Consider the following 14,370-nt stretch of genomic DNA (forward strand, 5'->3'; position numbering starts at 1 on the left):
TTCTCTGTTACTCGAATTGCAGCCCGAAATGCCGCAGCGCCTCGCTGTAGGACGCAGCCGGGTTGCGTACGTCGAACAGCACCGTGCGCATGTTGCAGGCCGCGGCGCCCGCGATGTTGCGGCGCTGGTCGTCGACGAAGACGCAATTGTCTGCCTCCAGGGCCAGTTCGTCCAGCACGGTTTGGTAGGCGCGAGGGTCCGGTTTCAGGATCCCGGTATGGGTCGCGTCGACGATGGCATCGAAGCGCTCCAAAATGGAAAGCCGGGTGCGGAAATCGGCACCGTAGAACAGGTCGAGTTCGTTGGAGAGGATGGCGAGCCGTAACCCGGCGTCGGCGGCGAGATTGATCGCGCGCGCCGCCTCGGGGCGGATCACGGTTTCGGGATCGGCGCCGCGTGCGCGTTTCACGAAGGTTTCCATGTCGTGCCAGTCTTCTCCGACCATCCGCCCGACCTCGCGGCTGCGGGTCAGCCAGTAGTCGCGCTCGGAAATCTCGCCGCGCTGCATCGACGTCCAGAGCGGATCGCTGTCGGGCGCGAACGGGCCGAGCCATTTCAGCGTGCATGGTGCGAGCCCGAGTGCGCGCTCGGTCAGGTCGTGGGTCTCGAACAGGGTCTTGGAGATGACGCCCCCGAAGTCGAGCACCAGTGCCTGGGCAAGCGGCCGTGTCATGCGGCCACCGTCGCGCGGCCCGCCGGGACGATGCCGGCCGCGACCCATCGATCGAAGATCGCAAGCACCGTTTCGTTGAATGCCGTGCTGTTGATGTGGTCCTTGATCTCGTGCAGCTCGACCGGTGGCCGGACCGCCGACCGCATGGCGTCGACAAAGGCGGCGAGGGCGTCGGGGTCGTGCAGGGCCTCGCCCTCACGGTCCCATTGCTGGATGCCGCCGGCCGGCAGCACGAAGGCGACCGGCGCGCTGGCGCGGGACAGTTTGTCGGCGATCGCGCCCGCGATCCGGCGGCGATCGTCGGCGCCCGAGGTCGCAGACGCGAGCAGCCGGTTATGCGCGTGGAACGGACGATCCGACAATTCGCTCGGGACCCCAAGCCATGCCGGGAAATCCACCATGTCGATCGCGCCGGGAGCGACGATCTGCGGAATACCCGCTTTGCCTGCATTCTCCAGCCGGTCTGCACCGGAATTGACCACCGAGCCCGTCAGCTGATTGGCGACTTCCTGCAGACTGAGATCCAGCACCGCGGCGAAGCCGCCTTGAGCTGCGATCGACTCCATCGCGCGGCCGCCCATGCCGGTGGTGTGGAAGACGACGACCTCGTAGCCGCGCTGTTCGAGCTGCGGCTTCAGCTCCACCATGTAGCGCAGGCAGCTCTTGCCGAGCGAGGTGATCGCGACCAGCGGCCGATCCTTGCGCGGCTTGATCGCGCTCTTCGCTGCGCCGACGATGGCGCCGCAGGCCTGCGACAGCACCGCTGTGCAGGTGCCGTTGAGGCCGTAGAGCCCGCCGGCCCACAGGATCATCATCAGATCGGCGGCGATGCGCTCGGGCGGGATCAGGTGCGAAAATGCGACCGTCGAGACGATCAGCTTCGGCAGGCCGAGCGGCAGCGCCTGCGCGACGTCGAGCGCAAGGTCGGTGCCCATCGTGCCGCCGATCGCGATCACGCCGTCGATGGCGTCGCGCGCCGCGAGCTCGCGTGCGAGATTTGCGGCGCCAGTCGCCATCAGCGACATCGCGGAGTTTTCGTCGCCGCTCGATGCGATCGCAGCGATCGTGGTCTCGGCGGCGGCCGCCACCGCGTGCTTGTCATGTGCGGGCTGGTACGGCGGATCGCCGAGCACGCTGATGTCCATCATGATCGTTCTGCCGCCGGCGCGCGCGATGCACTCGCTCATGAACAGCAATTCGTCGGCCTTGGTGTCTCCAGTACCGATCAGAAGGATGCGGGGCTGCGTGATCTCGGACATGACCTTCGGCTCGCCGGCTGGCGTAGGGATGGTGACAACCGGTTTGCATAGCGCAGGCGGAGCGCTCGGCCATCGTGGGATCACGCTATGGGGATGGGCCCGGCGGCGACATCCACCTATCGGTTGATTGCTGGCAAAGCCTTGATTTGGCGAGGATTGCACCATGTAAGCAGGCCCACCGAGGGGGCTGCTCCGCCAGCACACAACGAGCCGCATGCAGCAAGCCCAGATCGATCGATTGAGGTCGGCCGCCATTCCGGTCCAGCAACTCTTTGTCGGCGGCCGACCAGAGCCGGCGCTCAGCGAGCAGCGGCTCGACGTCGTGTCGCCGATCGATGGCGAAGTGCTGACCACGATCGTCGACGGCAACGCCGCCGATATCGACCGCGCGGTGAAGCAGGCGCGGCTGGTGTTCGAACAAGGAAGCTGGTCGCGCGCGGCGCCCGCGCAGCGCAAGAAGGTGCTGCTGCGGTTCGCCGAGCTGATCGAGCAGCACGCGCTCGAGATCGCGGTGCTCGGGGTGCGCGACAACGGCACCGAGATCGGCATGGCCTACAAGGCCGAGCCGCTGTCGGCGGCCGGCAGCATCCGTTACTACGCCGAGGCGATCGACAAGGTGTATGGCGAGATCGCACCGACCTCAGGTGACGTGCTTGGCCTCGTGCATCGCGAGCCGCTCGGCGTGGTCGGCGTGATCGTGCCATGGAATTTCCCGCTGATGATCGGGGCGTGGAAGATCGGCCCCGCGCTTGCCGCCGGAAATTCGGTCGTGGTCAAGCCGCCGGAGCTCGCCTCGCTGACGCTGCTGCGGCTCGCCGAGCTGGCGGCGGAGGCGGGCTTGCCGGACGGCGTGCTCAACGTCGTCACCGGTCGCGGCGCATCGGCTGGCGAGGCGCTGGCGCTGCATATGGATGTCGATGCGTTGGCGTTCACCGGCTCGGGTGCGGTCGGCCGGCGTCTGCTGGAATGTTCGGCGCGGTCGAACCTGAAGCGCGTTCACCTCGAGCTCGGCGGCAAGTCGCCCAATATCGTCTTCGCCGACGTGCCTGATATCAGGCATGCGGCCAAGGTCTCGGCCAACGGCATCTTCCGCAACTCGGGTCAGGTCTGCGTGGCCGGCTCGCGGCTGCTGGTGCAGTCTGCGATCTATGACCGCTTCATGGCCGAGCTGCTCGACGCCACCGCCGGGCTCCGCGTCGGTGATCCCCTCGATCTGACCTCCGATATCGGCGCCGTCGCGAGCAAGGCGCAGCTACGCAAGAATCTCGACGCCGTCGCCCGCGCCGAAGCGCAGGGCGCGAAGCGGCTGATCGGCGGCGAGCAGATCCGCGTCGACAGCGGCGGCAATTTCATGGCGCCTGCGATCTTCGCCGAAGTGACGCCGGCGATGGAGGTGTGGCGCGAGGAAGTATTCGGGCCGGTGCTGTCGGTCACGCGGTTCGACGGCGAGGAAGATGCTGTCGCGTTGGCCAATGCGACGCCCTACGGGCTTGCATCGGCGGTGTGGACGGGCGCTCTGTCGACCGCGCATCGCATGGTGCGCGCGGTGAGGGCGGGCGTCGTTCACGTCAACGCCTATGGCGGCGCTGACATCACGGTGCCGCTCGGCGGCTTCAAGCAATCCGGCTTCGGACGCGACAAGTCGCTGCACGCGCTCGACGCCTATACCGACCTCAAGACCGCCTGGATCGCGCTATGACATCTCTGGCTGCCGAACGCGCCGGCGTTCTGAACCGATTGCTCGATGCCGAGCAGGAACGCTTTCGCACGCTGCACCCGCGATCGGCAGCGGCATGGCAGGAAGGCCGTCAGCATTACCTCTATGGCGGTCCGTCGCACTGGATGCGGCGCTGGGCCGGCGGCTTCCCGGTCTATGCCGCGGAGGCGCAGGGCGCGCATATCAGGGATATCGACGGCCGCGACTACATCGATTTCTGCCTCGGCGACACCGGCGGCATGTGCGGGCACGCGCCGGAGGCAGTGACGGAAGCCGCGCTCGCGCAGCTCAAGCGTGGCGCGACCATGATGCTGCCGACCGAGGATAGTCTCTGGGTCGGCGCCGAGCTGTCGCGCCGCTTCGGTCCGAAATACTGGACCCTGACGACGTCGGCGACCGATGCCAACCGCGCGGCGATCCGCCTCTCGCGCATGATTACCGGCCGGCGCAAGGTGCTGGTGTTCTCCGGCTGCTATCATGGCGGCGTCGAGGAGGCACATGTCGAGATCCGCGATGGTCGGGTCGGCCTGCGCAATATGATCCATCCCAACGGCATCGATCATGACGCCGTGAGCCGGGTGGTCGAGTTCAACGACGTCGCGGCACTCGAGGCGGCACTGGCGCAGGGCGACGTCGCCTGCGTGCTGACCGAGCCGCTGATGACGAATTTCGGCATGATCCCGGTCGATCCTGGTTTTCACGAGACGTTGCGCGACCTGACCTGGCGCGCTGGCACTGTCCTCATCATCGACGAGACCCACACGCTGTCCTGCGGACCGGGCGGTTACACGGCGAGCCACGGGCTCGAGCCCGACATCTTCGTCGCCGGCAAGGCGATCGCGGGCGGCATCCCCGCCGGCGTGTTCGGCCTCAGCCAGCAAATCGCCGAGCGGCTTTGGAAGCTCGTGCCCCACGTCAATCCGCGCCAGCGCCAGTCTGCGCATCTCGGCTTCGGCGGCACGCTCGCCGGCAACGCGTTGACGGTCGCCACCATGCGTGCGGTGCTTGAGAAGGTGCTGACATCGGCGAATTACGCGCGGATGATCGGAACCGCGACCTGGCTTGCGCAGGAAGCGCGCCGGCTGATCGAGGCGGCAGGTCTACCCTGGCATGTCACGCAGATCGGCGCGCGCGCCGAGATCATGTTCATGCCGCAGCCGCCGCGCAGCGGCGCCGACGTCATTGCCGGCCGGCAGCCAGATCTCGAGACCCTGCTGCATGCGTTCTACATGAACGAAGGCATTCTGGTGACGCCGTTCCACACCATGCTGCTGATGTGTCCGGCAACGTCGGCGCGGGACGTCGACAAGCACACCGCGGTGTTCGCGCAGTTCATTGAGTTGCTGCGCAAAGCGGGAGCCATCTGATGCAGTCACGTCCGTTCAGCCTTGACGGCCGGGTCGCCATCGTCACCGGCGGGGGCAGGGGGATCGGCGCCGCCATCGTGACGCGGCTCGCGCAGGCCGGTGCGACCGTGGTGATCGCCAACCGCACGGCTGACGTGGCCGAGGCGCTGGCGCGCGGGCTGGCGGCCGATGGACGGACGGCGCATTGCGTTCCGTTCGAGAGGCTCGATCGCAGCAGCCTGCGTGCAATGGTCGACGATATCGCCGCCAGATACGGCCGGCTCGATATCGTCGTGCACAATGCCGGCGGCTGTCCGTGGGCCTCGCTGGACGAACTCGATGAGGCCAAGCTCGACGAGACACTGAGGCTCAACCTGAGCGCCGGCATCTGGCTCGCCCAGGCCGCAATTCCGCACATGCGCGCCAACGGTTTTGGACGCATCCTCGTTACGTCCTCGGTATCGGCGCGCGTCACGATGGGCGGCGGCGCCCATTACTCGGCGGCGAAGGCCGGCGTCAACGCGTTTATCCGCGGTGCCGCTTTCGAGCTGGCCCGCGACGGCATCACGGTCAATGGCGTCGAAGCCGGCTTCATCGAGAAGCCGGGCCGCGGCACGATGAGCGCACCGGAAAACAAGGCCAAACTCGAGCGCTTCATTCCGATGGGACGCATGGGGAGCGCGGACGACATCGCTTGCGCGATGCTCTACCTCGCTTCGACCGAGGCCAGATACGTCACCGGACAGACCATCGTCGTTGACGGCGGCTCGACGCTGCCGGAGACCGGGTTTGCCGTCGAACGGCAGTGGGGAATCTAGATGAGCATGATCGTTTCGGAGAACCGGTTTCCACTTTTCCGGATCATGCCCTGATGCCGCGGCTGGACGGAAAGACGGCGCTGGTGACGGGCGCAGCCACCGGGATCGGCCGCGCCACGGCTTCGCTGCTGGCGTTGAGCGGCGCCCGGGTCGTGCTGTTCGGCCTCGGTGACGCCGAGCTTCAGGCGGCCGCCGCGGAGTGCGGCGGGCAGGCGGTCGACGGTGATGTCACGCGGGCGGACGATGTTGCCAAAGCCGTGGCTGCGTGCGGCGCCTGGCTCGACATCGTCGTCAACGCCGCCGGCCTGATCGTGCCGGATCAGCCCGCAAGCGTCTCCGACGAGGTCTGGGCCAGGACGCTCGATGTCAACCTTACCGGCACGATGCGCGTCTGCCGCGCATCCCTGCCGCTGCTCAGCCAGCGCGGCGGCGCGATCGTGAACATCGCCTCGGTGGCCGCGTTCAACGCCAGTCCGGATAGTGCAAGCTACGCTGCCAGCAAGGCGGCGGTCGTAGCCTACACGCGCTCGCTTGCCTACGCCCACGGCGCCGACGGCATCCGCGCCAACGCCGTGGCGCCCGGCTGGGTGCGGACGCCGATGAGCGCTTATGAAATGCAACTGCTCGCGGACCAGAACGGCACCACCGCCGAGACCGAGTTTCGCAGTGTCGAACGGCGGATCGCGCTCGGGCGAATGGCCGAGCCCGCCGAGATCGCGGCATGCTGCCTGTTCCTCGCCTCCGACGAGGCATCGTTCGTCACCGGGGCGGTCCTAGTCGCCGACGGCGGCGGCCGCTCGCCGACGCAGAACCGTGCGGTCTAGGCGGCACAGTCTAGCCGGCACCTTGATAAGGATTGGCGGATTTGGCACTCTCGCGCCGTCACGTCGTTCGATCGAGGGGCGTTATGAGCAAGTCATTTTCCGTGATCATTGCTGCGGCCGCTTCAATCGTCGTCCTGTCTTCGACGGCGGCCCGATGCGGCGACTATCCGTTTGGTGATCCGCCATACCGGCTGGACTACGTGCAGGAGCCGCAGATCGAGCAGGGCTGCTGGAAGTGGAACTGGCAACTCTACCAGTGGCAGGATTACTGCCCGGTCTACGTCCATCCGAAGGCGTATATGTACTCGCGATCGTCGCGCGTCGTGCTCCACACCAAGGGGTGAGGAACGACTTCGCGACTTGAAGAGCTCTGCGTCACGCCAATCGAAGCGACGCAGAGCGCGTGCGCCTTACGAGCGCGCGATGCTGCAGGCGACCCGGTGCTTGCCGAAATTGAGCAGCGCATTCTCCTGGAAGCCGTCCAGCCAGATGCCGCGGCCGGCATAGCGATAACCGACGCCCATCGGAACGAGCCGCACATGCACGCCGCCGCGGCCGGTGAGCAGCGAGGCCGTGACCACTTCGCCCTCGACCGACACTGCGCGCGGGCACAGCGGATAATGATGGCCGTTGTCACAGGTGAAGACGATCTCGGTGCAGGTGCCGACCGGTGCTTTCGTCACCAGGCCGAGGTCCGCGGCCGCTGCCGGCCGGGAATTGCCTGACAGCGTTGCACCCAAGGCCAAAATGCCTGCAACCATGTAGCCAAACCGAATACGCATCAGCGCCCCCTCGTTCAGCGATAGGCAAAGTAATTGAGCAAAAAATCTCGGGCTAAATGAGCAAAGAAAACCTCGAAGGTCAAACCTCTCCAGCCGGAGCGAGCGGCGGATAGGGCGCGATGGCTTGGGGATTGCGCGTTGGGTGTTGCAAGTTTGCTGCAGTGGAACGGAATTGCGCTGGAGACTGTCCGGCTGCGACAACGTGCCTTTGCTGGCCACAATTGGCTTGCAAGTGGTGAGGGGTATTTCAGTCGTTTTCGCAGCGACTGCTTCACGCGCCGGGCCGTATCGCATCGCGAACGGATTGCTGCGAACGTCGGGGGTGGGAATGAACTTCCGTGGTGCCATTGTAGGTTCGCTATTCACCTTGATGATCGTCCCCGCGTCGTCGCCGATGGCTGTCGCGCAGACGCCATCTCCGCAACCGGTCGATGGCCGGACGGCGGCGGCTCAGCCCGCGCAAGCGGAACAGCTGTTCTCCGGCCCGAGCTTTCGCAAGGGCTTGTGGCGCTTCATCCGGACGCTCGACGTCGTCAAGAGCGCGAACAGGAATTTCAGGTACCGGGTGGTCAATGCGGAAACGACGCGCTGCGTCGACCCGACCTTCGCCATGAAGGCCACCTTCTCGCCAGAACCGGTCGGAAGCTGCGTCTCTGACAAGCCTGAGAAGATCGGCAATCAATACACCTTCGGGCACCGCTGCGACTACATGGGCGCGGTCAGCACCGTGATCACCGTGCGCAGCGACGAGGCGTATACCGAGCTGAACGAGGTCAGCATCGGCGAGCATCCAAGGACCGATATGGTGGTCGCGACGAGGATCGGCGACTGCGATGATGGCGGCGCCGCCAACTCCGATAAATCAGCCACAGGGCGTCTGCAGCACTAGCTCGTGATCGCCTGCCTCGCGCTGGTCGAGCATTTGGCTGCGAAGATCCCCGACCAAAAGGGCGAGCATTTACTCGACCTTAACGCGAGTTGTTCTGGAATGAAGTGAGGTTGGGCGTGGTTCAAGTGAAGTCACGCGATGCGCAGCGTACAGCCGATCGGGGTTCAACGAATGACTTCGCGTGAAGGCTTCGGGCAGTCGAAGGTCTTCGCCTGCGTGCTTGGCGCCGCGATCGCGCTTTCAGTGTCCGTGCTCGGCTCCCATCGCGCTGTGGCAGATGAGAGCTTCCGCGGGCCAACCTTCCGAAAAGGGATGTGGCGCTTCGTGCGGACGCTGGAGCTCGTCTCGCCCACGAATGTCCGGCAGAAGCTGCTCGAGCGTGAGATGCTGCGCTGTGTCGACCCGACCCAGTCGATGAAGGCGACTTTCTCGTCGCCCTCGATCGGAGACTGCCATTCGTCGAGGCCGGAGAAGATCAGTAACCGATACGTCTTCTCCAATCGCTGCGACTACATGGGGCCGGTCAGCACCGTCATAACGGTTCTGAGCGACGAGGCGTATACCGAGGTCAACGAACTCCACGGCCAGGCGCCGAGGATGGAGCGGGTGGTCGCCCGCCGGATCAGCGATTGCCACGAGGATCGGGCACAGCTCGGCCAGCCGGCCACCGGACCGCGCCAGGTCTTGCACGATGTGGAGCAGGAGACGACAGACGGCGAGCCGTTCTAGGTGGTGTTCAGGCGTGGGTGGCTTGCTGCCGACGCGCCTGTTCGACGGACGGGTGGCGCGACCAGCCGGATGGTTGGCAGAGGCGCCGACGTACAGTCAGGTAACACGTTGAGATAAATGCTGATTTTGGTGTCGAGGTTGGCGAGCCGCCGGCACTTGGCATTCGACCGTGGTTGCCGAGGGGACCGGTTGTTGTGGAGCTTGCGCGGCCGCCGCGCCGAAACAGATGCAAATCAAAACGGCGGCACACGCCTGAACAATCACGCGCATCGACCGCTCCAAATCGCCGATCAGGATGAACAGAGCCGGGCAAATACTGCCTTGCGACCAAGTCGCGGGCTAAGCCGTTGTTCTTGCAGCTGCGGCCTGTCCGATCTTTACTACAGTCGCAGCGAAAGCATTGATTAACCAAATACATTTCTTGACCGAGGGGAGGGTTAACAATAGCCTAAAGCTTAATTTTTCTACAATTTTTCCTTTAATCGTATTTTGCGGAGTTGATAATGCAGGGTTCGTTTCAGGTCGCTCAGGCTACCGGCACCGGCAATTCCACCAATTCAGCTCCCGTACGAATTTACACACTGACGAAGCCGCTGACCGATCAGGCGGTCGTCATCAATCTTGGCTACGACCAGAAGGTGAAGGTCGACTTCTCGGCGATCGCCAAGGAGAAGATCACGCTGGTTCATGTCGGCGACAAGCTGATCATCCTGTTCGACAACCAGTCGACCATCACGGTTGAGCCGTTCTTCGACTCCCGCGCGGATGGGAACGTCACGATCGAGATGGCGCCCGGTCGCGACGTCTCGGTGCAGGAGTTTGCAGGTCTGTTTCCGATCGGCACCGACTCCTCCGTGCTGCCGGCGGCCGACAATGGCGGCAACTCGAACGGCAACGCGCAGGCGAGCGGCGCGAATTTCAGCCCGTTTACGATTGATGCGCTGGATCCCGTGGGGACCAACGTATTGGCTGGGCCGGAACCGCTGCCGAATTTTGTGACCCCGCCGCAGACTGGGCCCTTCGTGCTGCAGCAACCGGCCGTGGTTGCGCCGACGATCGTGGTCAATTCGATCGCCAGTCTCACGCTGAGTGAGGCAAACCTGACGGCGGCGACCAACGGCGTCGATGGCTCGACACACAACCTGGCGCTGACGCATGTGACGGGCAACTTTGCCGTCGACTTCGCCGACAAGGCGGGCAGCACGGGCATTAGCTCGGTGAGCTACGCGCTCTCCATTCCTGCCAACGGCACGCTATCCGGCCTGATCGATTCACAGTCGCACCAGAACGATGTGCTGGTGCAGGTCAACGCCACGACGATCGAAGGGCACGTCGGTAGCGCGACCGGTGCGCTGGCTTTCACGATTTCAGTGAATCCGGCGACGGGTGTGGTGACTTTCACCGAGGACCGTGCGGTCGACAATAATGCGGGACCCGTCAGCTTGGCGGCCGGAACTGTGACGCTGACGCAGACGGTCGTGGACAGTGACGGTGGCAAGGCGTCTGCAAGCGTCGATCTAGGGCCGAAGCTGTCGATCAGCGACGATCATCCGACGGCGAGCCCGGACACCGCGACGGCGCAGGACGGCGGCCCGGCAGTGACGGTGCTGACCGGTAACGTCGCGAGCGTGATAGGGAACGATTTGTCGGGCGCCGATACGCCGATCAACGTCACGGCGGTGGTTGCGACCAGCAACGGCAATCTTGCCGGCACGGTCGGAACGGCGCTGACCGGCGAGTTCGGCAAGCTAACGCTGAACGCGGACGGCACCTTTAGCTACACGGCGAACCACAACGTGCTGGTCGGCTCGAAGGACGTGTTCACCTACACGGTCACGGACGATGACGGCACGACGTCGAGCACGACGCTGACGATCACGATCGCAGCGGGTCAGGGCCCGGTGGCGGGCGGCGATTCCTCGCTGTCGGTGAACGAGAGCGCGCTGGCGCCGAACGGCTCGGGCGCGCATCTGACCCCGGACGGCGCGACGACGCAGGTGTCGTTCACGGCGGGGGCGGACGACCTCCATGTGACGCTGAACGCAAGCGCGCTGACCACGCTGCTGGCCGGCTTCCCCAATCTGGTCTGGACCACCGCGGCCGGCGGCCAGGAGATCGTCGGCACGCAGAACGGCGTCACGGTGGTGAAGTTCGACATCACGGCGGGTGCGACGATTGCGGCCGGGACCACCGGCCAGGTGACGGTGACGGAGACGCTGCTTGCGGCGATCCAGGGCGAAGGCTCGAAGTCGCCGGACCTCGGCACGCTGAACGTGGTGGCGACCGACACGCTGAACGGCGGCTCGGTGACCGACCACATCACCGCCAACGTGGTCGACGATCATCCGACGGCGAACCCGGACACTGCGACGGCGCAGGACGGCGGTCCGGCGGTGACGGTGCTGACCGGCAACGTCGCGAGCGTGATGGCGAACGATGTGTCGGGCGCGGATACGCCGATCAACGTCACGGCGGTGGTTGCGACCAGCAACGGCAATCTTGCCGGCACGGTCGGAACGGCGCTGACCGGCGAGTTCGGCAAGCTGACGCTGAACGCGGACGGCACCTTCAGCTACACGGCGAACCACAACGTGCTGGTCGGCTCGAAGGACGTGTTCACCTACACGATCACGGACGATGACGGCACGACGTCGAGCACGACGCTGACGATCACGATCGCAGCGGGTCAGGGCCCGGTGGCGGGCAGCGATTCCTCGCTGTCGGTGAACGAGAGCGCGCTGGCGCCGAACGGCTCGGGCGTGCATCTGACCCCGGACGTCGCGACGACCCAGGTGTCGTTCACGGCCGGGGCGGACGACCTCCATGTGACACTGAACGCGAGCGCGCTGACGACGCTGCTGGCCGGCTTCCCCAACCTGGTGTGGACCACCGCGGCCGGCGGCCAGGAGATCGTCGGCACGCAGAACGGCGTCACGGTGGTGAAGTTCGACATCACGGCGGGTGCGACGATTGCGGCCGGGACCTCCGGCCAGGTGACGGTGACGGAGACGCTGCTTGCGGCGATCCAGGGTGAAGGCTCGAAGTCGCCGGACCTCGGCACGCTGAACGTGGTGGCGACCGACACGCTGAACGGCGGCTCGGTGACCGACCACATCACCGCCAACGTGGTCGACGATCATCCGACGGCGAACCCGGACACTGCGACGGCGCAGGACGGCGGTCCGGCGGTGACGGTGCTGACCGGCAACGTCGCGAGCGTGATGGCGAACGATGTGTCGGGCGCGGATACGCCGATCAACGTCACGGCGGTGGTTGCGACCAGCAACGGCAATCTTGCCGGCACGGTCGGAACGGCGCTGACCGGCGAGTTCGGCAAGCTGACGCTGAACGCGGACGGCACCTTCAGCTACACGGCGAACCACAACGTGCTGGTCGGCTCGAAGGACGTGTTCACCTACACGATCACGGACGATGACGGCACGACGTCGAGCACGACGCTGACGATCACGATCGCAGCGGGCCAGGTCCCGGTGGCGGGCAGCGATTCCTCGCTGTCGGTGAACGAGAGCGCGCTGGCGCCGAACGGCTCGGGCGCGCATCTGACCCCGGACGTCGCGACGACCCAGGTGTCGTTCACGGCCGGGGCGGACGACCTCCATGTGACGCTGAACGCAAGCGCGCTGACGACGCTGCTGGCCGGCTTCCCCAACCTGGTGTGGACCACCGCGGCCGGCGGCCAGGAGATCGTCGGCACGCAGAACGGCGTCACGGTGGTGAAGTTCGACATCACGGCGGGTGCGACGATTGCGGCCGGGACCACCGGCCAGGTGACGGTGACGGAGACGCTGGTTGCGGCGATCCAGGGCGAAGGCTCGAAGTCGCCGGACCTCGGCACGCTGAACGTGGTGGCGACCGACACGCTGAACGGCGGCTCGGTGACCGACCACATCACCGCCAATGTGGTCGACGACAAGCCGATCTGGACGTCGGCAGACCACGGAGTGATCGCCAATGTGGCGGGCATCAGCGTAACGGGAGGTCTGCAATTCGTAACTGGCGCGGATGGTCTGGGATTGATCTATTTCACGGGCGTATCCACGGATCCGCTACATCCTACTGCGACGACGATCCAATCGGGGGGATTTGCGGTCTCGGAGTATGTTGACGCAAATGGCGTCCTTCACGGTGTCGCCAATGGGGCGGAAGTCTTCAAGGTCGTGCTCGATCCGACAACGTCGACTTACACGTTCTACCTGGAGCATGCGCTCGATTCATATACGCCGCTGGCCGTCAATCCGGCCAAGCTAGGTGGTTCCGGGCCGGTTTGGTATGCCACATTGGCAGACACGAGCGGCAATCCCGTCACCATATTGACGGGCTACCACACAACCCCATTTTTCGACGTCAATAGCTGGTTCAACGAAACCCACGACACGCTGAATTTTTTCCAGCTGAGCCAGGACACCGTCAAGGCAAGTTCGACAGGCGAGGGTGTCCACAGCAACGTCTTCGACGCCGGCGACTTCATGCGCTTCGATTTTGGAAGTGTCGGTGACAACAGCCATGGCGATACCTGGATCTACGGTACAGCATTTGGTGCTCCGGCCGTTGCAACGGGAAATCAGATCTCATTCTCCGTCAAAACCCTTGGCGGTGGTCCGTCCATTATCGATTATGTCGTGCACAGCATCGATGGCACGGTGACTCACGGCGTTTACAATTCGTCGACCGATGGGGCCGGCTTTACGGCGAACGGACACGGAAATATCGACTACGTGGAAATGTATGAAGTTTGCGGCAAGTCCAAGATTCTGTTGGCTGGAATTACGGAGCTCGTCAACAATGGTCAAACCGACGTTCCCTTCACTGTGGGCGTCAAAGACGGCGACGGAGATATCGCTTCGGGGTCCTTCGATGTGAACGTGAACGGCGGAACGACTCTTTCGGGGACCGCCGGCAACGATGTCATCGTCGCCGGAGCGACCAATGAAACGCTTACTGGTAACGGTGGCAACGACAAGTTCGTTCTCAATCTCGCCGCCCACTTTACCATTAGTGATTTCAACAGCGGCGACTTGGTCCTCCTCGACGTGAGCGGTCTAAGCCTCCCGGCGGGCGCCTCAAATCCTCTTACGGCGAGCCAGTTCACGACATCGGCAGCCACGGGCGGGACCGAGAACAACGCGACCGCCTGGAACGAGAGTGGAAGCGCGAACAAGTTCTTCTTCAACAATGCGACGCATGAGCTCTGGTACTCGGCAAATGGCACGGGCTCCGACAAGGTGGACCTCGCACATCTGAGCACGGGCGTGCCGGCGGCCGCGAACATTCACATTTTCTAGGCGAGGCCTGCAGCAAAAGCGAAAATCCGC

11 protein-coding genes are annotated in these 14,370 nt (G+C 64.8%); 8 read left to right on the top strand and 3 right to left on the bottom strand.

The features are described 5' to 3' along the window. Positions 1–7: 7 nt before the first annotated feature. Both JQ507_11370 and JQ507_11375 read right to left on the bottom strand, forming a co-directional pair. Complete coding sequence (locus JQ507_11370) at positions 8–673, bottom strand: HAD-IA family hydrolase (protein QRI72023.1); 666 nt, start codon at positions 671–673, stop codon at positions 8–10. Next, positions 670–1,932, bottom strand: coding sequence for a Tm-1-like ATP-binding domain-containing protein (locus JQ507_11375; GenBank protein QRI72024.1), 1,263 nt, complete (start codon positions 1,930–1,932; stop codon positions 670–672). The genes JQ507_11370 and JQ507_11375 overlap by 4 nt, the downstream gene beginning before the upstream one ends. 214 nt (positions 1,933–2,146) lie before the next feature. Between JQ507_11375 and JQ507_11380 the strand changes: the two genes are divergently transcribed. From JQ507_11380 to JQ507_11400, 5 genes are all read left to right on the top strand, one after another. Continuing rightward, positions 2,147–3,631, top strand: a complete 1,485-nt coding sequence (locus tag JQ507_11380) for an aldehyde dehydrogenase (GenBank protein QRI72025.1) — start codon at positions 2,147–2,149, stop codon at positions 3,629–3,631. Further along, positions 3,628–5,016 carry an aminotransferase class III-fold pyridoxal phosphate-dependent enzyme gene (locus JQ507_11385; protein QRI72026.1) on the top strand — a complete coding sequence of 463 codons (1,389 nt, stop codon included), beginning with the start codon at positions 3,628–3,630 and terminating at the stop codon, positions 5,014–5,016. Before JQ507_11380 ends, JQ507_11385 begins: the two co-directional genes overlap by 4 nt. Next, positions 5,016–5,813: an SDR family oxidoreductase gene (locus tag JQ507_11390; GenBank protein QRI72027.1), complete on the top strand. Its 798-nt coding sequence runs from the start codon at positions 5,016–5,018 to the stop codon at positions 5,811–5,813. Before JQ507_11385 ends, JQ507_11390 begins: the two co-directional genes overlap by 1 nt. Before the next feature lie 53 nt (positions 5,814–5,866). Continuing rightward, a complete protein-coding gene (locus JQ507_11395) occupies positions 5,867–6,637 on the top strand; it encodes an SDR family oxidoreductase (protein ID QRI72028.1) in 771 nt (256 codons plus the stop codon). An 83-nt stretch (positions 6,638–6,720) separates the two neighbouring features. Beyond that, complete coding sequence (locus JQ507_11400) at positions 6,721–6,981, top strand: hypothetical protein (GenBank protein QRI72029.1); 261 nt, start codon at positions 6,721–6,723, stop codon at positions 6,979–6,981. 66 nt (positions 6,982–7,047) lie between these two features. Here JQ507_11400 and JQ507_11405 read toward each other — a convergent pair whose 3' ends face one another. Beyond that, positions 7,048–7,419 (bottom strand): hypothetical protein, encoded by a 372-nt coding sequence (locus tag JQ507_11405; GenBank protein ID QRI72030.1) that lies wholly within the window; start codon positions 7,417–7,419, stop codon positions 7,048–7,050. Positions 7,420–7,591: 172 nt separating this feature from the next. Between JQ507_11405 and JQ507_11410 the strand changes: the two genes are divergently transcribed. The 3 genes from JQ507_11410 (at position 7,592) to JQ507_11420 (ending at position 14,340) form a co-directional block, all read left to right on the top strand. Then, positions 7,592–8,308 (top strand): hypothetical protein, encoded by a 717-nt coding sequence (locus JQ507_11410; GenBank protein QRI72031.1) that lies wholly within the window; start codon positions 7,592–7,594, stop codon positions 8,306–8,308. Between the two features lie 171 nt (positions 8,309–8,479). After that, a complete protein-coding gene (locus JQ507_11415) occupies positions 8,480–9,037 on the top strand; it encodes a hypothetical protein (protein ID QRI73296.1) in 558 nt (185 codons plus the stop codon). Between the two features lie 503 nt (positions 9,038–9,540). Continuing rightward, complete coding sequence (locus JQ507_11420) at positions 9,541–14,340, top strand: VCBS domain-containing protein (protein ID QRI72032.1); 4,800 nt, start codon at positions 9,541–9,543, stop codon at positions 14,338–14,340. The last annotated feature ends 30 nt before the right edge of the window (positions 14,341–14,370 follow it).

Source organism: Bradyrhizobium sp. PSBB068 (assembly GCA_016839165.1).
GTDB lineage: Bacteria > Pseudomonadota > Alphaproteobacteria > Rhizobiales > Xanthobacteraceae > Bradyrhizobium.

Bases quoted from the DNA above. Each gene is read 5' to 3' on its own strand.
- JQ507_11370 (QRI72023.1), bottom strand. From the start codon at position 673: ATGACACGGCCGCTTGCCCAGGCACTGGTGCTCGACTTCGGGGGCGTC.
- JQ507_11375 (QRI72024.1), bottom strand. From the start codon at position 1,932: ATGTCCGAGATCACGCAGCCCCGCATCCTTCTGATCGGTACTGGAGAC.
- JQ507_11380 (QRI72025.1), top strand. From the start codon at position 2,147: ATGCAGCAAGCCCAGATCGATCGATTGAGGTCGGCCGCCATTCCGGTC.
- JQ507_11385 (QRI72026.1), top strand. From the start codon at position 3,628: ATGACATCTCTGGCTGCCGAACGCGCCGGCGTTCTGAACCGATTGCTC.
- JQ507_11390 (QRI72027.1), top strand. From the start codon at position 5,016: ATGCAGTCACGTCCGTTCAGCCTTGACGGCCGGGTCGCCATCGTCACC.
- JQ507_11395 (QRI72028.1), top strand. From the start codon at position 5,867: ATGCCGCGGCTGGACGGAAAGACGGCGCTGGTGACGGGCGCAGCCACC.
- JQ507_11400 (QRI72029.1), top strand. From the start codon at position 6,721: ATGAGCAAGTCATTTTCCGTGATCATTGCTGCGGCCGCTTCAATCGTC.
- JQ507_11405 (QRI72030.1), bottom strand. From the start codon at position 7,419: ATGCGTATTCGGTTTGGCTACATGGTTGCAGGCATTTTGGCCTTGGGT.
- JQ507_11415 (QRI73296.1), top strand. From the start codon at position 8,480: ATGACTTCGCGTGAAGGCTTCGGGCAGTCGAAGGTCTTCGCCTGCGTG.
- JQ507_11420 (QRI72032.1), top strand. From the start codon at position 9,541: ATGCAGGGTTCGTTTCAGGTCGCTCAGGCTACCGGCACCGGCAATTCC.